The sequence below is a fragment of the Actinomycetota bacterium genome (genome assembly GCA_035759705.1).
GTDB lineage: Bacteria > Actinomycetota > CADDZG01 > JAHWKV01 > JAHWKV01 > JAJCYE01.
This window is the reverse complement of the sequence record DASTUJ010000153.1, coordinates 1-18,820: the sequence shown is the minus strand read 5'-3', so window position 1 is coordinate 18,820 and position 18,820 is coordinate 1. Positions and strand designations below refer to the sequence as shown.

19 protein-coding genes are annotated in these 18,820 nt (G+C 66.9%); 9 read left to right on the top strand and 10 right to left on the bottom strand.

What is annotated here, in order from left to right:
• The 3 genes from VFV09_10670 to VFV09_10660 all read left to right on the top strand — a co-directional run.
• Nucleotides 1-413, top strand: a 413-nt coding sequence (locus tag VFV09_10670) for a hypothetical protein (GenBank protein HEU4868177.1), incomplete at its 5' end; no start/stop codon positions are given.
• A gap of 9 nt (nucleotides 414-422) precedes the next feature.
• Nucleotides 423-2,027: a DUF2807 domain-containing protein gene (locus tag VFV09_10665; protein ID HEU4868176.1), complete on the top strand. Its 1,605-nt coding sequence runs from the start codon at nucleotides 423-425 to the stop codon at nucleotides 2,025-2,027.
• Nucleotides 2,028-2,180: 153 nt separating this feature from the next.
• Nucleotides 2,181-2,492, top strand: a complete 312-nt coding sequence (locus VFV09_10660; GenBank protein ID HEU4868175.1) for a hypothetical protein — start codon at nucleotides 2,181-2,183, stop codon at nucleotides 2,490-2,492.
• A 54-nt stretch (nucleotides 2,493-2,546) separates the two neighbouring features.
• On the opposite strand, the gene VFV09_10655 is transcribed toward VFV09_10660, so the two are convergent.
• From VFV09_10655 to VFV09_10640, 4 genes are all read right to left on the bottom strand, one after another.
• Nucleotides 2,547-3,113: a MarR family transcriptional regulator gene (locus VFV09_10655; GenBank protein ID HEU4868174.1), complete on the bottom strand. Its 567-nt coding sequence runs from the start codon at nucleotides 3,111-3,113 to the stop codon at nucleotides 2,547-2,549.
• A gap of 88 nt (nucleotides 3,114-3,201) precedes the next feature.
• Complete coding sequence (locus VFV09_10650) at nucleotides 3,202-3,363, bottom strand: hypothetical protein (GenBank protein ID HEU4868173.1); 162 nt, start codon at nucleotides 3,361-3,363, stop codon at nucleotides 3,202-3,204.
• A 176-nt stretch (nucleotides 3,364-3,539) separates the two neighbouring features.
• Nucleotides 3,540-3,821 (bottom strand): hypothetical protein, encoded by a 282-nt coding sequence (locus VFV09_10645; GenBank protein ID HEU4868172.1) that lies wholly within the window; start codon nucleotides 3,819-3,821, stop codon nucleotides 3,540-3,542.
• A gap of 112 nt (nucleotides 3,822-3,933) precedes the next feature.
• A complete protein-coding gene (locus VFV09_10640; protein HEU4868171.1) occupies nucleotides 3,934-4,377 on the bottom strand; it encodes a MarR family transcriptional regulator in 444 nt (147 codons plus the stop codon).
• Nucleotides 4,378-4,477: 100 nt separating this feature from the next.
• Between VFV09_10640 and VFV09_10635 the strand changes: the two genes are divergently transcribed.
• Nucleotides 4,478-4,933 carry a DUF6069 family protein gene (locus VFV09_10635; protein HEU4868170.1) on the top strand — a complete coding sequence of 152 codons (456 nt, stop codon included), beginning with the start codon at nucleotides 4,478-4,480 and terminating at the stop codon, nucleotides 4,931-4,933.
• Between the two features lie 65 nt (nucleotides 4,934-4,998).
• Here VFV09_10635 and VFV09_10630 read toward each other — a convergent pair whose 3' ends face one another.
• Nucleotides 4,999-5,526 carry a hypothetical protein gene (locus VFV09_10630; protein ID HEU4868169.1) on the bottom strand — a complete coding sequence of 176 codons (528 nt, stop codon included), beginning with the start codon at nucleotides 5,524-5,526 and terminating at the stop codon, nucleotides 4,999-5,001.
• Between the two features lie 82 nt (nucleotides 5,527-5,608).
• Between VFV09_10630 and VFV09_10625 the strand changes: the two genes are divergently transcribed.
• Complete coding sequence (locus VFV09_10625) at nucleotides 5,609-5,848, top strand: hypothetical protein (protein ID HEU4868168.1); 240 nt, start codon at nucleotides 5,609-5,611, stop codon at nucleotides 5,846-5,848.
• A gap of 44 nt (nucleotides 5,849-5,892) precedes the next feature.
• Entirely contained in the window at nucleotides 5,893-7,995 is a 2,103-nt protein-coding gene (locus VFV09_10620; GenBank protein HEU4868167.1) for a transglycosylase domain-containing protein, read from the top strand.
• 232 nt (nucleotides 7,996-8,227) lie between these two features.
• On the opposite strand, the gene VFV09_10615 is transcribed toward VFV09_10620, so the two are convergent.
• The 5 genes from VFV09_10615 to secD form a co-directional block, all read right to left on the bottom strand.
• A complete protein-coding gene (locus tag VFV09_10615; protein HEU4868166.1) occupies nucleotides 8,228-8,665 on the bottom strand; it encodes a hypothetical protein in 438 nt (145 codons plus the stop codon).
• A 313-nt stretch (nucleotides 8,666-8,978) separates the two neighbouring features.
• Nucleotides 8,979-9,794, bottom strand: coding sequence for an undecaprenyl-diphosphate phosphatase (locus tag VFV09_10610; protein ID HEU4868165.1), 816 nt, complete (start codon nucleotides 9,792-9,794; stop codon nucleotides 8,979-8,981).
• Nucleotides 9,791-12,073, bottom strand: a complete 2,283-nt coding sequence (locus VFV09_10605; GenBank protein HEU4868164.1) for a cation:proton antiporter — start codon at nucleotides 12,071-12,073, stop codon at nucleotides 9,791-9,793. The genes VFV09_10610 and VFV09_10605 overlap by 4 nt, the downstream gene beginning before the upstream one ends.
• 13 nt (nucleotides 12,074-12,086) lie before the next feature.
• Entirely contained in the window at nucleotides 12,087-12,572 is a 486-nt protein-coding gene (locus VFV09_10600) for a TrkA C-terminal domain-containing protein (GenBank protein ID HEU4868163.1), read from the bottom strand.
• 41 nt (nucleotides 12,573-12,613) lie between these two features.
• Entirely contained in the window at nucleotides 12,614-14,926 is a 2,313-nt protein-coding gene (secD, locus tag VFV09_10595; protein HEU4868162.1) for a protein translocase subunit SecD, read from the bottom strand.
• Nucleotides 14,927-15,506: 580 nt separating this feature from the next.
• On the opposite strand from secD, the gene nhaA reads away from it, so the two are divergent.
• The 3 genes from nhaA to VFV09_10580 form a co-directional block, all read left to right on the top strand.
• Entirely contained in the window at nucleotides 15,507-16,841 is a 1,335-nt protein-coding gene (gene nhaA, locus VFV09_10590; protein ID HEU4868161.1) for a Na+/H+ antiporter NhaA, read from the top strand.
• A gap of 6 nt (nucleotides 16,842-16,847) precedes the next feature.
• A complete protein-coding gene (locus VFV09_10585; GenBank protein ID HEU4868160.1) occupies nucleotides 16,848-17,756 on the top strand; it encodes an ABC transporter ATP-binding protein in 909 nt (302 codons plus the stop codon).
• On the top strand, nucleotides 17,753-18,820 hold a 1,068-nt coding region (locus VFV09_10580), incomplete at its 3' end, for an ABC transporter permease (GenBank protein HEU4868159.1). The genes VFV09_10585 and VFV09_10580, both read left to right, overlap by 4 nt.

Genomic DNA, 18,820 nt, shown 5'->3' with positions numbered 1-18,820 from the left:
AGTTCACCCGGTACCTGGCGGAAAACAAACGCCTTTCGAAACGAAGCGGGGCTCTGACGGTCGACGGCCTCCACCTCAACGGCGCCGGCAACCGGCTGGTCGCCCGGACCGTCCTCAAGGCCTTCACCGGCACCGAGAGTCTTGCGCCCACCCCCTTCGTGGTCCCCACGGTCTCACCGAGGCCCCAGCCGGCTCGCACGAAATCTCCAGTCACCGCCCGCCCCACCCAATCCCAGGCCGCCGAGCCCGACCCCGTTCCGGCTGCTCCGCCGGAGCCGGCGAGGCCGGAGGTGACTTCCTCCCCCCCGCCGGAGCCGTCGCCGACCCCGGATGTGATCCAGACCCCGGACGGCTTCCCGTTTGAGTCGCCCGAGCCTCCGCCGGCCGGTCCGGGAGCCGAACCCGGCACTTAGGATGGGTTGATGGCCGAGCCGGTGTGCCTCGCAAACCGCTACGAGCTTCGGGGGCTGCTCGGCCGGGGGGGCATGGGAGAGGTTTACGACGGCTGGGACCTGCGCCTCGACCGGCCCGTTGCGGTCAAGCTCCTCAACTCCCAGCTGGCCTCGCAGCCGGAGATCCGAACCCGCTTCGAGTCCGAGGCCCGGGCCGCGGCCCGGCTGACCAACCCGAAGGTCGTGCGGATCTTCGACACCGGCGAACACGACGGCACCCCCTTCATCGTCATGGAGCGCCTTCCCGGCAGGACTCTGGCCGACGAGATGGCCGCCGGGCCGCTGTCCGAGGACCGGGTCCGGGCGGTGCTGCTGGACATGCTCGAAGCGCTTGCGTTCGCCCACCGCAACGGGGTCCTTCACCGGGACGTCAAGCCTGCCAACGTCCTGATCACCGAGGACGGCACGGCCAAGCTTGCCGACTTCGGGATCGCCAAGATCGCCGGGCAGGACCTCACCCAGACCGGGCACTTCATCGGCACCGCCACCTACCTTGCGCCCGAACGCCTGAACGGTCTGCCCGCCGGCCCGGAGAGCGACATGTACTCCACCGGCATCGTCGGTTACGAGGCCCTTACCGGTGAACGGCCCTTCCAGGCCGACACGCCGCTCGGCCTGATCCGGGCGATCAACGACGACCCGACGCCTTCGGTCCGGTCCCGGCTTCCCAACGTAGAACCCGGTCTGGCGTCCGCCATCGACAGGGCCACACGCCGGCTGCCCGAGGAGAGGTTCCGCTCGGCGGAGGAGATGATCGATGCGCTCGGCGGCACCGCTGCGCCCGGCGGCGAGGGCGACACGATAGTGGCTCCGAAGGAATCTCCGGGCGGCACCGAGGTCCTCCCTTCTGTTCGCCGGAAGGTCCCCGATCGCCGCGTTTGGTGGGCCGCCGCCGGCGCGGTCGTCCTGCTGGCGCTGATTGTCGGGGTGGTCTCCGCCGGGGACGACGACCCGCCGCCGGCCGCAACGCCGACCCAATCGGCAACCGCCGAGCAGCCGGAACCCGGAGCGGGGAGCGAACCCGGGGCGATCAGCGGGGTCAACTCGGTGGACTTCCTGGGGCCGGGGACGCTGATTCTCGAGCAGACCGGCTCCGAGGAGTCGGTGACCGTCGAGGCGCCCGCGGGCCTTCGTCCGCTGATCCGTACGGACGTCGCAGGCGGACGGCTCACCGTGGGGATGGAGGCCGGGACCGCTCCGAACGCCGCAGGTGCCATTATCTACCGGGTGAAGGTCGGCGATCTGAGGGAGTTGAGGGCCGCCGGCGGCGGGACGATCGATGCGACCGGCATCTCCGGGGGGGCCCTGACCGTCGAAAACGACGGGTCCACGGACATCGAGATGGCGGGAGACACCGGCCGGCTGACCCTCACCCTGAACGGATCCGGCAACTTCGAAGGCTCAGCTCTACGGGCCGAGACGGTGACCGCAGTGCTCAGCGGAAGCGGCGACGCAGTAGTGGCGGTGTCAGATCGCCTCGAGGCGGAACTCAGCGGGTCGGGAGACCTCGAGTACCTCGGCGACCCGCAGGTCGAACAGAGCGCGAGCGGGTCCGGCCGGGTGGAGAAGGGTTAAGCCCCGGTACCCGGCCGGGCCTCCGTTCATCGGGCCCCTCCCACAACGTCTCCTCCCTTCCCGCCGCCCCTCAGGTCACTGGGAATAAAGTATCTTGCTACTAAGTTAATAGTAGTGAAGATTTGAAAAATGCAGAACCGAAGGAGGCACCAAATGGACAGCACCACCTACCTCTCCCCGAGGAGTTCCACCGTGATGGTCGACCGGGCGTGGGCACAGACTCTCGGTCTCAACGGGCTCAACGGCGCACGGCGAGTCGGTAACTTCTACCGTCTGCCCCGGGTGACGTACCTCCGGGCGCTTCAGACGATGCGTGAGCAGTCCGCAAAGTCTCAGGGTTTCGAGGTCCCGACGGTGGTCTCAGCACCCGTGGCCGGTCGCCGCTCGCTCTCCCCGTGCGTGGGAGCCGCCGGCATCGAGTCCTCCAGGGCTCGCCGGACGAACCGGGTTGCCGTCGCAGCCTAAAACCCTTCTGATCAAAAGGCCGCCCGAGGGCGGCCTTTTTTGTGCAACCGGTAACTACTCCGCCTGGAATCGGCTCTTTTGTTCTTTGGCCCTGGCGGGCTTGGCCTGCTCCCGAGTGACTTCGGGCTTCTTCGCAGGGCCCTCCAGGCCGACCAGAAGTTTGCGTAGCAGCTCGGCCAGCGTCTCCTGCTCGTCATCACTGAGAACCGATAGAGCCTGCTCCCCGGCCCCAAGGTAGGCCGTGAGCGCGCTCTCGGCAGCTCCCCGGCCCGCGGGCGTGAGACTGACCAGGACGGTCCGCCGGTCGTCGGGGTCCGGGCGCCGGACGATCAGGCCTGCGCTGGCAAGCCGGTCGGCCTGTCCGGTCATCCCGCCCGAGGTCAACATCGCCGCCCGGGCGAGCTGCCCGGCGGGCAGGCCGCAGCCGGACCGGCGCAACGCTCCTAGGACCTCGAGATCGCGGCAGCTGAGGCCTGAGTCGGTCATGGCCTCGGTGGCCCTGCGGTCCAGGTGGCGGGCGATGCGATCGAGGCGGCCGGTGATCTCCAAGGCGGAGGTTTCGATCTTCGGAACCTGCTTGGCCCAACCCTCAACGGCATCGTCGACAAAGTCGGTTTCCATACGTCAATTGTACGCGACAAACTAAGCTATCAAGTAACTCGGGTTGAACTCTCTTAGGGCAGAGGTATTCGGGCGGGGCTGCGCTCGACTAGACGGTGCGAGCGCCCTGTGGGCTGCCGTCTGCGGAAAGGCCGGTGGCTCCGGCAAAGGTTGGGATGTTCCCCTCGAAATGCGGGCGGGCTACCCCGAACTTCTTGGCTCGGTACCAGGCCATCATCGCCGCGTCATATTTCTTGCTCGTCGCGGGCATACTCGCTCCTTCCCTGCAGGGTCCAGGCGAGCGCTGTCAACACAGGGTGCGTTGAGGGAAAGTGGTTAAACACGCTCCCGGGCTTCGTACCCACGACCGCCGCGGGGCAAACATATTTTTGGAACAAAAAAGGGGGCCGGTCACCGGAAATCCGGCGCCGGCCCCCATCAGGGGACTTAGTTAAAGGGGCGGTAGAACGATCCCGGCCGGAAGCCGGTCCTTTCTTCGTCGACCCTGTCGTCGTCAAGCTTGCCGTAACCGACTACGAAGGGGTCAACCGCCTCGCGACCATCCGCGGTGGTGCCGCTCTTGCGACGCACGACGGCGTTTTCCCTGGCCATCTGGCCCAGCGTCATCTTCCTCCCGGCGCGGGGCTTTTGGGGCTTGTTGATGCCGAACGGATCGTTGGGGTCGAATTCGTCCTCTTCCTCTTCGATGCTTTCGTCTTCGGTACCCATGTCAGTCCTTCCCGGAGCGCCTGTCGGCCTCCCTCTGCATAGATCCTAGTTGTGCTGCGAATTTAATGGCCCGTGCGGCCTTTGCTCTCTTAAGAGTAACCGGCCGGACGTGCTAGCCCGGCTGATGATCAGGGGTGGGCTGTTCCTTGGACTCGGACATCTTTACCAGCAGCTCTTTCAGCGTCCGCCGCTCGGCATCGGAAAGGCTGCCGGCCGGTGAGGTCTCCGACAACCGCTTCCTGACCTGATCGCGCACCTTCTCCCCCTCGGGGGTCAGCGCCAGCAGCTTGATGCGCCGGTCGGTCCCGGTCTCCCTGCGGATCAGGCCCCTGGCCTCGAGCCGGTCGGCTATGCCGGTGACGTTCGATGCGTCGCAACCCATGTGGCCGGCCAGGCTGCTCATCGGGGAGGGCTCGTCCAGGCTGAGCAGAGCACGAACCTGGGCGCCCGTCATGTCGTTCTCCTCGGCGGCCCGGTCGCAGCCCATGCGGGCCTGCTCGGTCACCCAGAACAGGAGACCGGCGATGTCGTGAGCGTCGTCGTTCCGCTTTGCCATGCCTCCAGATTACTCTACATCCTCGATACTTGACAGTCTCAACTATCGGGCGCATCATGTTTTTATTCGTTGAGGTGGAAAACCTTTGAGGGGGTCAACTATGGCAAGCAGGGTCGCAGACCACGAGGTACCCGCAGCTGCAGACCGCGTGGCCGGGAGCCAGATATGGAAGGTCGGCGCGGTGGCGGCTCTGGCGACGGCTGTAGTCAACGTCGTCATCCTCCTCACCGCCAAGGCGGCCGGTGCGGAGTTCTTCGTCCCGGACATGCAGGGGCGGATCGTCGAGGTCGGCATCGTACAGGTGTCGCTGATGTCCGTCGTTCCGTTGATGCTCGGCGCGGCAGCGGCCGCTCTGGCAGCACGCCTATCGGTGAGTCTCAGGTGGGTTCAGGGGGCGGCCGTCGTACTGACGCTGCTCTCGTTCATCAGCCCGCTGGCACTCGACTCACCGGTCTCCACGAAGCTGGTGCTGTCCGCCATGCACGTGGTCGCCGGCATCGCATTCGTAGCCGGCGTCGAGCGGGTCAACCAGGCCGCTGCGTCCTACCCGCACTAGGCACCGTTCCACCGGGAAAACTCGCCCGGGGTGGGATGTGGACTCTCCCGCCCCGGTCTCCCGGGTTATGCCTCGGGTGTGCTGAGCTGCAGCCAGTTGTAGAAGGTGTCGGTGTCCCCGTTGATCGAGTACAGCGTCTGGGTGGCGCCGAACTGCTTCGCGGTGGAGTCCAGCTGCGCCAGCAGGCCGGCGCTGCCGCACGACGACGAGGCGTTGGGGATCACTTCCCGCAGGTCCTTGAAGTCGACCCGGGCCACGTCGCCTTCACGCTCGGCCGAGATCAGCATGTCCTTGGTCGACTCGGAGAACCAGCCTCCGAGGCCCTCCGCCATCTCCTGTTCGGTCGGGCCGGCCAAGAGCTGCTCCATGCCGGTCCTGAGTGTCGGCCTGCCTCCGACCTCCCGGTCGACCGCCACCACGTCGTCGCACTCCCCGGCTCCCGGGCGGGCGAGAAAGATCTTGACCGTCTCGGCCTGGGGGGACGGTTCCGAGGTCGTCGGTTCGGGCGATGTCGGCTCCGGCTCCGGATCCTCGGTGGGGCCGCATGCAACGGCCAGCAGCAACGTCAGGCACAACATCAGTCTTGCTCGCATACGCCCCTCCACGATCGCTTACGGAACTATATTGCGCACGGCCCAGGGCATACACTTGAACCACCACGAACAGGAGGCCGCCATGGCCGAGTTTCAAAAGAAGAAGGCGCACGAGGACCTGCTCTCGGCCCTTGGGAACATGGGCCTCCGGGTAAGCCCGGACCTAAAACCGGCGGGGGGCTCGAACCTTGCGATGGGACCCGGCGGGACCGCCCCGGCGACCCTTGGGGATATCGCGGCCCTGTCGCCCGACTTCCTACCCCCGGCCCCGGCCGAAGCCGTTCCCGCCGAGCCGCTGGACCCCCCGCCCGCTGGCGACTAACACCTAAGGTCGGAGTGTCGGTGGTTGACATCAGGTGGCCCAGGGTGGCCGACTTGGCCCGGTTCAAGTGGGCGCTTGCGTCCCTCGGAGTCCTGGCAACGGCCGGGGCAGGAGTGTTGATCTGGCTTGCCGGCCTGCCGATCCCCGAGATCCCGCCGTCGGCCCAGTCCTCACGGGTGCTCGCCTCCAACGGTGAGGTCATCGGCACCCTGCACGGGGAGGAGAACCGGACGGTGGTCCCTCTCAGCCAGATCTCCCACAACTTAAAGCTTGCGGTCGTCTCCGTGGAGGACCGGACCTTCTTCGACCACTCCGGCTTCAGCCTGCGGGGGACGATCAGGGCGGCGAGGGCCAACTGGGAGGGCGGCCAGATCGTCCAGGGCGGCTCGACCATCACCCAGCAGTACGTACGCCATGCGTTTCCCTCGATCGGGACCGACCGGACCTTCACCCGCAAGCTGAAAGAGGCCTTCTGGGCCGTGAAGCTGGAGCGGCAGTCGTCCAAGGACGAGATCCTGGAGCACTACCTCAACACCGTCTACTTCGGCCGGGGCGCGTACGGCGCCGAGGCGGCGGCTCGCACCTACTTCAAGGTCTCCGCAGCCGACGTGACGCCGGGTCAGGCGGCTTACCTGGCCGGCTTGATCCGGGCGCCCGAGCGCTACCAGATCGACGAGGATGCGGCGAAAGCGCTCGCTCTGCGTAACCAGGTCATCGACCAACTGGTTGGGCTCAACCTCATGCCCCCCAACGTGGCGGGGGCGGCCAAGGCGGAGGACCTGGTCGCGCAGTTCAAGCCGGGCCTGTCGGTGGAGGTCGACTCGGCGGAGGCCGGCTACTTCGTCGAGTACGTGCGCCGCCTGCTCCGTTCCGAGTTCCAGATGACCGACGAGGACATCCTGCGAGGGGGCCTGGTGGTCGAGACCACCCTCGACCCCGGGATGCAGAAGGCCGCCGAGGCGGCGGTTCGCACGGTGCTCAACCGTCCCACCGACCCCGAGGCCGCCCTGGTGGCAATGGACCCGCAGGGCCGGGTCCGGGCGATGGTCGGAGGGCGGGACGTCGACTCGCTGGATCGGGCCCGGGGCTTCAACTTCGCCGCGGACGTCAACGGCACAGGCGGGGGCCGGCCGGCAGGGTCGGCCTTCAAGACCTTCACCCTGGCCGCCTTCCTGGAGGAGGGCAAATCGGTCCACTCGACGTTCTCCGGAAGCTCCAGCGTCACGATCAACTCCGATCGCTGCCGCAACGGCTCCGAGCCGTGGAAGGTCTCCAACTACAGCAACGCGGGGTACGGATACCTCGACGTGATCCAGGCGACCACGAACTCCGTGAACACCATCTACGCCCGGATGATGGACGAGGTGGTCGCCCCGCAGAAGTTCATCGAGGTTGCAGCGAAGACCGGCATCGCAATCCCCCCGACCGACGCCGGCTGCGCCCTGGCCCTCGGGACCTCGGACGTCACCCCGTTGGAGATGGCGGGCGCCTACACTACCTTCGCCCAGCGGGGGAAGCGCCCCACCCCGATGGTCATCACCAAGATCACCAGGCCCGGCGGCGCGGTGGTGGCCGAACGGCTGCCGGCGGTCACTGCGGTCATGGACCCCAACGTTGCCGACACCGTCAACTACGTGTTGGAGCAGAACATCCAGTCGGGAACCGGCACCGGGGCCAAAATCGGCAAGCCGGCGGCCGGCAAGACAGGCACGACCGAGAACTTCCAGGACGCCTGGTTCGCCGGCTACACGCCCGAGCTCACTGCTGTCGTCTGGATGGGATTCGCCCCCGACCCCCAGGGGCACATCCCGGTTATGAGCTCGGTTCGGGGTAGGTCGGTAACCGGAGGTTCGTTCCCTGCGACGATCTGGAAGAACTTCATGAACAAGGCGCTGGAAGGCAAACCCGCAACCAAGTTCACCAAACCCGAGCTCACCGGCGAGGTCATCAGCCACCGCCCGCCGCCCCAGGTCGTGGAGGAGTTCGAGTGGGTCCCCGACTTCGAGCTGAACTTCCCCCCGTGTTTTCCGTTCTGCTCGATATTCCAGGACAACCAGCCGGAACCTCCGAGCGCCCGAGATCTGTTGGAGGACAGCAGGGAGGAGCGACGCCGGCAGCGCCGTCTGGAGCGGGACGCCGACAACTAGGCCCACGAACTTCAGGCCGGACGCGCCGAAGGCCCGGTCATGGTTTGCTGAAAGTTGGAGGTAGGCTGGAAAGCAAGTCCAGAGGTTCCTACCAGCGAAACTTTTCCAAAAGTACCGAGCCTTCGTCGTTTCAGTGTACTCCCCACAAACCTTCTAATCCAATCGAAGCCCCGGTCTCGCGAAAAAAAAGCGGGCTCCTTTCGGAGCCCGCCTTTTTTGGCTTTGGAGCCGCCTAGAGAAGCGTGCGGCGGCGGCTCCAGAACGGCCGGCGGTAGCCCGGGTCGTAGCCTGCGTCGTACGCAGGGTCGACGCTGCGGCGGCTCCAGAACGGCCGGCGGTAGCCTGCGTCGTACGCGGGGTCGACGCTGCGGGCGCCCCAGAATCCACGGCGCACGCCGGGTCCGGGCACGACAACGGCCTGGGCCATGTAAAGCCGGAACGGGAGGATGAAAACAACCGCGCAGGCAACCGAGACGGCCAGAGTCAGCCAGAAGTTCGTGTTGCCGAGAAGATAGGTGACGATCAGGCCTCCGATGAAGGACCCGGCCAGTCCGGCGAGAATGGTCCCGAAGATTCCGATAGTCTCCCTGCCGGGAAGGAGAATCCGGGCGAGACCTCCGACGAGCAGCCCGCTGGCCGCCAGCGTCAGAATGGTTTGGAGCCAGTTCATAAAACCTCCTTGAGCCGTGATTTCGACTGAAGGGATTGTTCCCAGAACGGGCGCCTTTTAAAGCACCAAATGCCACGTAAAGTGGGGAGTCGTCACATCCGGACGCCCGAAAGCGGCAGGGCTACAGCCTGGGCGGGGACCAAGGCGAGCGCTGCCGCACCGGGTTTCGAAGGATCGCTTTATCGGGAGGCGGGGGCTACCCTTCGAGCGATCCCCAAACTTGGGGATCATTCCTTGCCGGAACTCTGCCGGAACTTTCTACGCCCTAACTATCGGCAGATTGCCGGAAGCCTAAAGCCCTTTTTCCGGCTGCTCACCTGAGGAGAACGGCGGCAACTGCGCCCGCCAGGATGCAGTAGGCGGCAAAACTCAACAGCCCGCGGCGCTGGAGGAAGCTGATCGTTCCGGCGATGGCGAGGTAGCCGGTGACCAGGGAGGCGACAAACCCCACCACCAGGGCGGACGTGCCCACGCTCTCGCCGGCCAGGTCCGGCACCTTGAACAGCGTGGTCCCGAACAAGATCGGGATCGACAGCAGGAACGAGAACCGGGCCGCCTGCGCCCGGGACAGGCCGGCGAGCAGGCCGGCCGCTATGGTCGCACCGGAGCGGGAGATGCCCGGGACGATCGCGAAGGCCTGCGCAGCGCCCACCGCAGCCGCTTTGGCGGGCGATAGCTGGCCGGCCAGGCCGTCCAGGCCGGTCAGGTCCTCCGGCTCCTCGGCCGGTGCGGGCCTGCGCCGTATCAGCACCTCGATGGCCACCAGGATGAAGCCGGTGGCAATCAGCTGCAGGGCCACCTGAAAAGGCTCCCCGAAGCTGTCCTCCAACTGCTCCTCGAACGCCACTCCGATGATCGCCGCCGGCAGGGTGCCGGCGATCAAAAGCAGGATGAACCGCCGGGCAGGGCCGGGGTGCAGCATGCCCCGCAGTGTCTCGATGAGCTCGTTGCGGAAGTAGACCAGAAGTGCCAGCAGGGTGCCGGCGTGGAGCAGCACCACGTAGGGAAGGCTCGGCTGCTCCCAGCCCAGCAGCTCGGGGACCAGCACCAGGTGGGCGGATGACGATATGGGGAGAAACTCGGTCAGGCCCTGGACGATGCCGAGGACCAGCGCCTCCAGCAGGCTCAACGAGAGCTTTCCATCGGCCTCAGATCGGCGTCGGCGCCCCAGGCGAGGATCCGGTCACCCTCCTCCACGAGCACATCGGGGCCGGGGTGGGTGATCGTCTCACCGCCGGACCTGTGTATCAACAGAGGAACCGCCGCTCCGCAGGCGAGTGCCACGGTCTGGCCGACCAGGTGCGACCCGGGCTCGACGGCCACCTCTTCGAGGCGGCGCCCCAGGACCTCGAGCGAGTCGACCACCCGGGGGCGGAGGACCAGCAGGGCCATCTGCCGGCCGCTGGAACGGTAGGGCGAGATCACCCGGTTGGCGCCGGCTCGCTGCAGGCGCGCCGGGGTCTCGGGAGAGCTGGCCCGGGCGACGATGTAGATGTCGGGGTTGAGCGACCGGGCGGTCAGGGTGACGTAGACGTTGGTGGCGTCGGAGTCCACGGCGCAGACGATGCCCCGGGCCTTCTCGATGCCCGCCTGCAGCAGAACCGGCTCCGACGTCGGGTCGCCGACGATGTAGAGGACGCCGTCCTTACGCATCTGGGCCTCGACGTCCTCTTTGTTGTCGATCGCGACGAAGGGAACGCCCTCCTTCTCCAGCTCGCGGGCGGCCGCCCGGCCCACCCGCCCGTAGGCGCAGACTATGTAGTGGTCGCTCAGACGTTCGATTCGTTCTTCCATTCGGCGCCTCCTAGACGAGAGCCCCAGGCCGCCCTCGGACGCAATGCTAAGGGCTGTGACGATAACCGCCAGGAGGGCGATGGATCCCAGCGCGGTGATGGTCAGGGCGAGGTAGCGGGGGCCGCCCCTCAGCTCGACGAAGGGGTCCGCCGGGCTGACGTCGGCCCATGCCAGCGACAGCGACTGGCCCAGCGTGAACCCGCTCAGAAGGTAGCCGAGGATCCCGAGGGCCACGACGCCGGCGAAGATTGCCAGCGGGAGAGCCAGCCGCCCGGTCCCGCTCTGGCCGCCGCTCCACCTCCCTTTGAGGTCCTCCCATGACCGGCCCAACCGGTCGGCCAGCCGGCCCACCAGAGTGGGGGCGTCGTCGTCCTCGGCCCGGCGGGCGGCCAGCCGGGTCGCCAAAACGGAGTCGGCGCTGGTTCTCGCCACCCTCGGGGGGCCCCCGACCTTGAAGAACCCGGCCGGCAGCCAGGCGGCAAGTACGCCGGATCGGGAGGCGAAGAGGGGGCCCATGATGGCCAGCGCCAGGACGTAGAGCGCCACGAAGGGACCGATCCTCGGGTCCAGCCCGGCCGCCGCGGCGAAGGTCGCCAGGATCAGCGAGAACTCCCCCCGTCCGAGGACGGTGAGGCTGATGTTGGCCGCGGCCAGGCGGTTGAAGCGGTAGAGGCGGGCGGTCAACGAACCCGCCAGGACGTTCAGGACGATGGTGAGCAGCACAGCAAAAGCAACCGTGCTCCCTATCGTTCCAATGTCTCCCGGGTCGATGGTCAGGCCGAAGGCAAAGAAGAACACCGCAGCGAACGCGTCACGCAGGGGCAGCACCAGCTTCTCCACCCGGTGCTTGACGTTGGTTTCCGCCAGGATCATGCCGATCATGAACGCTCCGATCGCGCCGGACACGCCGAGCTCCTCCGCCATCCCGGCGCCCAGGATCGCCACGCCGATGAACAGGATCGTCAGCAGCTCGTCGTCGTTGGAGTGAACCAGCCGTCCCACCCACCGGGCGCCGAACCGGGCTACCGCCACGAGAGCGATCAAAAAGGCGAACGCCCGGGCGAACAGGATCACCGACTCGCCTATGCCCTCTCCTCCGCCGAGGATCGGCTGGAGGAGGGCCAGGTAGAGAGCCACGAAGACGTCCTCCACGACGATGATCCCGAGGATCAACCCGGTCTCCGGATTGGCCAGGCGCCTGAGCTCCACGAGCAGCTTGGTGGCTATGGCCGACGAGGAGATGCCGACCGCCCCGCCGATGACCAACGCCTCTCGCACTCCCCAGCCGAGGCCAAGGCCGAACAGGATTCCCCCGCCGACCCGGATCGCGATCTGGATCGCCCCGGCCAGAGCAAGCGACCGTCCGCCGGTCACCAGGTCGCCCAGGGAGAACTCGAGCCCCAGGTGGAACAGGAGGAGAACCAGCCCGACCGCCGCGAACAGCTCGAGGGCGCCGGGTTCTTGGATGAGGGTGAAGCCGGGAGTGTTCGGGCCGGTGAGGATGCCGGCGAGGATGAAGAACGGGATTGTGGGCAGCCCTACCCGCCTTCCGATGCGCGCCAGCAGGCCCGCGACGAGGAAGGCGCCTCCCAGGGCTATTAGCTCATCGCCCACCTAGTTCGCCCGTCTAGTCGCCGACAACCAGCCGCCGGAAGGCCGGCATGCTGGAGTGGCGCCCGGCGACTATCAGCCGGTCGCCGGATTCGAACCTCTCGGCATCACGGGGCCCGTGGATAACGTTGTGCCCGCGAAGGATGGCCATCACGTTGATGCCGGTGGCGCTACGGATGTGAAGCTCCTCGATGCTCTGCCCGGTCCCCGGCGACCCCGGGCTGAGCGTGAACCACTCGATGGCGAGGTCCCCCGCCACCTTCTCGACCTCAGTGATCGCCTCGGGCGGCGAAAATCCGCCGGTCAGGATCGACCCGGCGACCTTGGCCTGCTCGTCGCTCATGGCTACCGTTACCGGCACCTCGCTGTCCGGCGGGAAGAAGTAGAGGTCCCGCCGGCCGCTGTTGTGCACGATTATCGTCAGCACTGCGCCGTAGTCGACCTCGACGTTGTAGCGCCGCCCGATACCCGGCAGCTCCTCTTCCCGGACCAATCGATTCATGCGAGTGCCCCCTCAGTCATCTCCGGAGTGGCCCGGCCGGCTCACCGGCGGGACCGGCTGGACGACGGCCTGCGCGACGACCCGGAAGTGGGCCGCTTTTTGCCGGTGGCCGTCTTGCGGATGGGCGTGGGCGCCGGCTTCCAGCGGTCGAGCATCACGCACAGCGGGGCCGCCGTCAGCACCGAGCTGTAGGTACCGACTGCGATACCGATGATCAGCGCCAGGGCAAAGTCCTGCAGGCTCTCGCCGCCGAGGAAGTAAAGGGCGATCAGGATGAAGAACGCACCCAGACCGGTGTTAATGGTCCGGGGGAATGTCTCCAGGCAGGCGTCGTTGGCGACCTTCTCCAGGCTCTCGCTGGTTCGCTCCCTCCGGCGCTCCCGGATGCGGTCGAACACCACCACCGAGTCGTTGATGGAGTAACCGATTACGGTCAGCAACGCCGCCAGGAACACGCCGTCGATCTCCTTGCCCAGCCAGGCGAAGATGCCCATAAGGATCAACACGTCGTGGAACATGGCCAGAACTGCGGCCAGGCCGAAGTTCCAACGGAACCGGAACGCCAGGTAGGCCAGCTGGGCGAGCAGAGCCAGCCCCAGCGCGATCAGGGCCTTCTGGCGAAGCTCGTTGCCGATGCTCGGACCGATGAACTCGTCCCGCTCCTTGTCGACAGACCCGCCGAGCTTGGTGGTGACGGCCTCGATCTCCGCTTCCTTCTCCTCGGTCACCTGGCCGGTCCGGATGCTGACATTGCCCTGACCGGACTCCTGGACCAGGGCCCGGGGCAGCCCGATGCCGGCCAGCTCTTCGCGGAGCTCCTCGATGTCCACCGGCCGGTCGGTGTCGTACTCGATCAAGCGGCCGCCGGTGAACTCCAGCCCGAAGTTGAGGTTTTTCAGCAGCAGGCCGCCGATGCCGGCCGCCACCGCAACCAGGGAGATTGCAAAGAAGATCTTGCTGTGGCCTATTACGTTCGGCTGCTTGGCCTCCAGCCAGTTCATCAGCTTCCGCTTGGACTCGATACCCAGGAGGCGAGGGTGCTTGCGGAGCGCCGGGATCTTGACCAGCAGCTCGACCAGCACCCGGGTGACCACCAGAGCAGTGAAGATTGAGACGATCACGCCGACCGTCAGCGTGACGCCGAAGCCTCGGACCGCGCCCGATGCCAGGAAGAACAGCAGGACCGCCGCCAGGACCGTGGTGGCGTTGGAGTCACCGATGGCGCTGAGCGCCTTGCGGAAGCCGAGGTTGACCGCCGCCAGGGGTCGCTTCTTGCCGACGTACTCCTCCCGTATTCGTTCGAACACCAGCACGTTCGAGTCGACGGCCATACCTATCGCCAGCACGAAGCCGGCGATACCGGGCAGGGTAAGCGTAGCGTTGATCGCCAGCAGCACTGCGAACGAGATAAGCCCGTAGAGCACCAGCGCAATCGCTGCGGCGCCGCCGATCACCCGGTAGTAAAAGATCATGTAGAGGATGGTCAGGGCGGCGCCGATGATCGCTGCCCGGGTGCTGGCGTCGATGGCCGCCTTGCCCAGCGTCGGGCCGACCGTCCGCTGCTCGACGATCTCCACCGGCACCGGGAGGGCGCCGGCCCGGATCAGCAACGCCAGATCCTTGGCTTCCTCCTCGCCGAAGCTGCCGGTGATGACCGTGCTCCCGCCGTCGATTCCCTCGTTGCAGGGGATGCTCGGGTCGATCTGGGGGGCGGAGATGATCTTGTTGTCCAGGACGATCGCCACCAGGCGCTTGGGGTCGCCGTCGGGCGAGCAGGCGGCGGTTCCGGTCAGGCTGGCCCACTTGTCGCTGCCGGCCCGCTCGAAGTCGATGCTGACCTGCCAGGCGCCGTTGGGGTCCAGGATTGCGTCGGCGCCGCGGACGGCGTCACCGCTCAGCTGGGACGGGCCGAGGTTGAGCGACCGGCCCAACTCGTCGTTGAGGACTATCGAGCCGTCGGCGGCCGGGCTCGGCGTGGCCTCCGGTTCGGGCTGAGCCGCTGCCGCCCCGGTCACGGGGTGGAACTCCAGCTGGGCGGTCTTGCCGATGACGTCGACCGCCTGCTGCGGGTCCTCGACCCCGGGCAGCTCGACGATGATCCGCTGGTCGCCGCTGCGCTGGAGGCTGGACTCGGAGACGCCCAGCTGGTCGACCCGGCGCCTCAGCACCTCGACGGTGCGGGTCACGGCGTCGTCGGTGGCGCTTTGGCCGCCGGTGGACTCGGTCTCCAGGACGATCTGGCTGCCTCCCTTGAGGTCGAGCCCCAGTCGGGGTGGGCGGGTCAGGACCAGTGCCACGGAGCCGGCGATCACGAGGATGGCGAACAGGCCGCGCCACAAAAGCTGGCGGTTCATCGGTGGGTTCCTCCAAACGATTTGAGTGCTTCAGAACAGACTCTAGACCCCGGAACAGACTGCTCGAGCCCGGGATGAGCTCGGTCGGGCGGCCGGAGAGCCTCGAAGGTCGGGAAGGAGTTGTCTCGGGTTCGACCGCGTTGCGCAGGCTACCAGCAGTACAGCGGCCCCAAAGAAGGCAAACACCATAAACGGGCCGCCATGAACGGTGACGGAGTCGGAAGCGTAGGGGGCTCGCCGGCCGGCGAGCTGAACCGCGAAACGGCCGAGGCCAAGGTTTGTGTCGTCCGAGCGTGGACCCAAAATCTGTGCTTCCAGCGCCGCTGCGGCGGCCACGGGCCCCCCGGTCGGGACGGTTAGATCCCCATCGGCAACTGTTACAACGATTCCCAGCAGGAAACCGAGGAGCAGCAGGGGGCGAAAACGATGGCAGGCCAGGGTGGACACGGACAAAGTCTAACCCCGGCGGGATCGTGTGCCCGCCTGGGTCCCTGCGATCACGCCTCCGCTGGGGGACTATGCTCTAGTTGGTGAGCCGGGAAGCCTGGTCGGCGCCTCATCGGCGCGATCAAGGAGATTTATGGCCCACCCGAAAAAGCCCCCCAGGCAGTCCTTCCTGTCGAGTGACCGCACTCTTGCGCGGATCGCACGGCCGCTGCGCACCTTCCTTCACACCGAAGCCGCCGGGGGCATCGTTCTGCTCGTCGCAACGGTTGCCGCCCTCGGGCTCGCCAACTCGCCGCTCGCGGAAGGCTTCGAGAAGATCTGGCAGACCGAGTTGCGCCTATCGGTGGGCGCCTTTGAGCTGACCGAGGACCTCAGGCATTTCGTGAACGACGCCCTGATGGCCGTGTTCTTCTTCGTCGTCGGCCTCGAAATCAAGCGGGAGATCGTTCTCGGCGAGTTGAGCGACCGCCGGAAGGCGGCTCTGCCGGCGATCGCCGCACTGGGCGGCATGGTGGTTCCGGCTGCGGTCTACCTGCTTTTCAACGCAGGCGGACCGGGCTCGGCGGGCTGGGGAATACCGATGGCCACCGACATCGCTTTCGCCGTCGGCGTGCTTGCCTTGCTGGGCAGCCGGGTGCCCTCCGGGCTGAAGGTCTTTTTGTTGAGCCTTGCGATCGTCGACGACATCGGAGCGATCCTGGTCATCGCGGTCTTCTACTCGCACGGCTTCCAGCTTGGCTGGCTGATCGGCGCCCTGGTGCTTCTAGCCGGGATTGTCGTGCTTCGGCGGCTGAAGGTGACCTGGACTCCCCTGTACGTCCTGGTCGGGGCCGGAGTTTGGTTTGCCACCTTCGAGTCGGGCATCCATGCGACGATCGCCGGGGTCGCCCTCGGCCTGCTCACCCCGGCGCGTCCGGCCGATCCCCGGGGGTACAAGGATGTCTACCGGGAAACCGGGCTTCTCGAGGAGCAGCCGGACGCCCAGTCCCTGCGAGCGGTGTCCCTGCAGGCGACCGAGGTCGTCTCGGTTGCGGAGCGCCTGGAGTATCTGCTTCACCCGTGGACCAGCTACGCGGTCATCCCGCTGTTCGCCCTCGCCAACGCCGGAGTACGCCTGAGCCTGGACACGCTCGGCGACGCTATGAGCTCGCCGGTTGCCCTGGGGATCGCGGCCGGCCTGGTGCTGGGCAAGATAGTCGGCATATCGAGCGCTGCGTGGATTGCGGTCAAGCTGAACCTTGGACGGCTGCCCGCCGGGGTTTCCTGGCGGGTGATTCTCGGCGGGTCCGCCGTTGCCGGCATCGGTTTTACCGTCTCGCTGTTCATTGCCGGACTTGCGTTCACGGAGAGCCAGCTGGTCGACGAAGCGAAGATCGGGGTGCTTGTTGCTTCCGTGGTCGCAGGCACACTGGGGGCCCTTCTGCTGTTGAGCAGCAACCGGCAACGGCCGGCCGAGCCGCAGGAGTAGCCCGGGATGACGCCGGCGATCCAGACATCCGGCCTCCGAAAGGCATTCGGCCGGACCCGGGCCCTGGACGGGCTCGATCTGCAGGTAGCCGAGGGCGAGGTTCACGGGTTCCTGGGCCCGAACGGGTCGGGAAAGTCCACCACACTGCGAATCCTGCTCGGCCTGATGAAGGCCGATTCCGGAACGGCGGTGTTGCTGGGAAAGGACCCGTGGAAGGACTCGACCACCCTTCACTCCCGTCTGGCGTACGTCCCGGGCGACGTCACCCTCTGGCCCACGCTTTCCGGAGGCGAGGTGATCGACCTGCTCGGCAGGCTCCGCGGCGGTTTAGACCAGGTCCGCCGGAACGATCTGATCGAACGGTTCGACCTCGACCCCACCAAGAAAGGCCGCGCCTACTCGAAGGGCAACCGCCAAAAGGTGGCGCTGATATCGGCCCTGGCCTCCAACGTCGAGCTTCTGCTCCTCGACGAACCCACCTCCGGGCTCGATCCGCTGATGGAGTCGGTGTTTCGGGACTGCATCCGGGAGGAGGCGGCACAGGGCAGAACCGTCCTGCTGTCCAGCCACATCCTGGCCGAGGTGGAGGCCCTGTGTCCCCGGGTCAGCATCATCCGGCGCGGACGGACCGTGGAGACCGGATCTCTGTCGGATCTGCGCCACCTGACCCGGACGACGGTGGTCGCTGAGGTGCGGGAGTCGCCCGATGTACTCCGGTCTTTGAAAGGGGTCTTCGGGCTCAGAGTCTCCGGCCGGTTGGTCGAGTGCGAGGTGGAAAGCTCTGCTTTGGACGACCTGCTGCGCGCCCTGGGCGACCTGGGCGTGGAAAGCCTTTCCGCCCGGCCGGCGACTCTCGAGGAGTTGTTTCTGCGGCACTACCAGCAGGACTCGTCATCCGAACCGGAAGACGGGTGAGACCCCTGGTCGGAACGCCCACCCTGATCCGGCTGGCACTCCGGCTCGACCGGGTCCGCCTCATCGCCTGGGTGACCGGAGTGGTGGCAATCGGCTACGGCACGGCGTCGGCGTTTCGTGACCTGTACCCGACTGTCGAGTCGCGACGGGCGCTGGCATCCACCCTGGCGAGGACTCCGGCGCTCATCGCTCTTACCGGCCCGGGCTTCAACCTGTCCTCCATCGGCGGCCTGACTGCCTGGAGAATCGGGGGCTTTGGGGCCGTCATGGTTGCCCTGTTCGGAATCTTTACCGTCACCCACCACACCCGGCTCCAGGAGGAGAGCGGGAGGCTGGAGCTGGTCGGCTCGGGGCGGGTGGGCAGGTTCGCTCCGCTAACCGCGGCCCTGGGACTGGCGTTCGGGGTTAGCCTCCTCATCGGTCTAGCGTTCGGGGCGGCTCTCACCGTCCTGGACGAACCCGCCGCCGGCTCTTTCGCTCTGGGACTGGGCTTTACCTCTGCCGGGTGGACCTTCGCGGCCATCGCAGCGGTCACCGCCCAGCTCAGCCAGAGCGCCCGGGCGGCGAACGGGCTGGCGGGGGCAGTTCTTGGTGCCGCATTCTTGTTCCGCGCGGTGGGAGATTCCGCCGGCACCGGCGGCCTGTCCTTCATGTCCTGGCTCTCCCCGATCGGGTGGGCGCAGCAGGTGCGACCTTTTGCGGGTGAGCGCTGGGAAGTATTCGCCCTGCCGGTGGTGCTTGCGGTTGCCTGCGTCGGACTCTCATTCAGGCTTCAGCAAAGGCGAGATCTCGGCGAAGGCCTGCTGTCCTCCCGTCCCGGACCTCCCGTCGCCGCCCGGTCGTTGAGCACCGCTTTGAGCCTGGCCTGGCGGATCCATCGGGGCGCCCTCGCCGGGTGGGTAGTTGGCCTGGCGTGCCTGGGGGCGGTCCTTGGTTCGCTGGCCGAGGGAGTCGGGAGTCTCGTAGGAGACAACCCGCAGCTGAGGGAGATCTTCGAGCGCCTCGGCGGCAAGGAGAATCTTATCGCCGCCTACTTTGCCTCGACGATGGGGGTGGTCGGAATG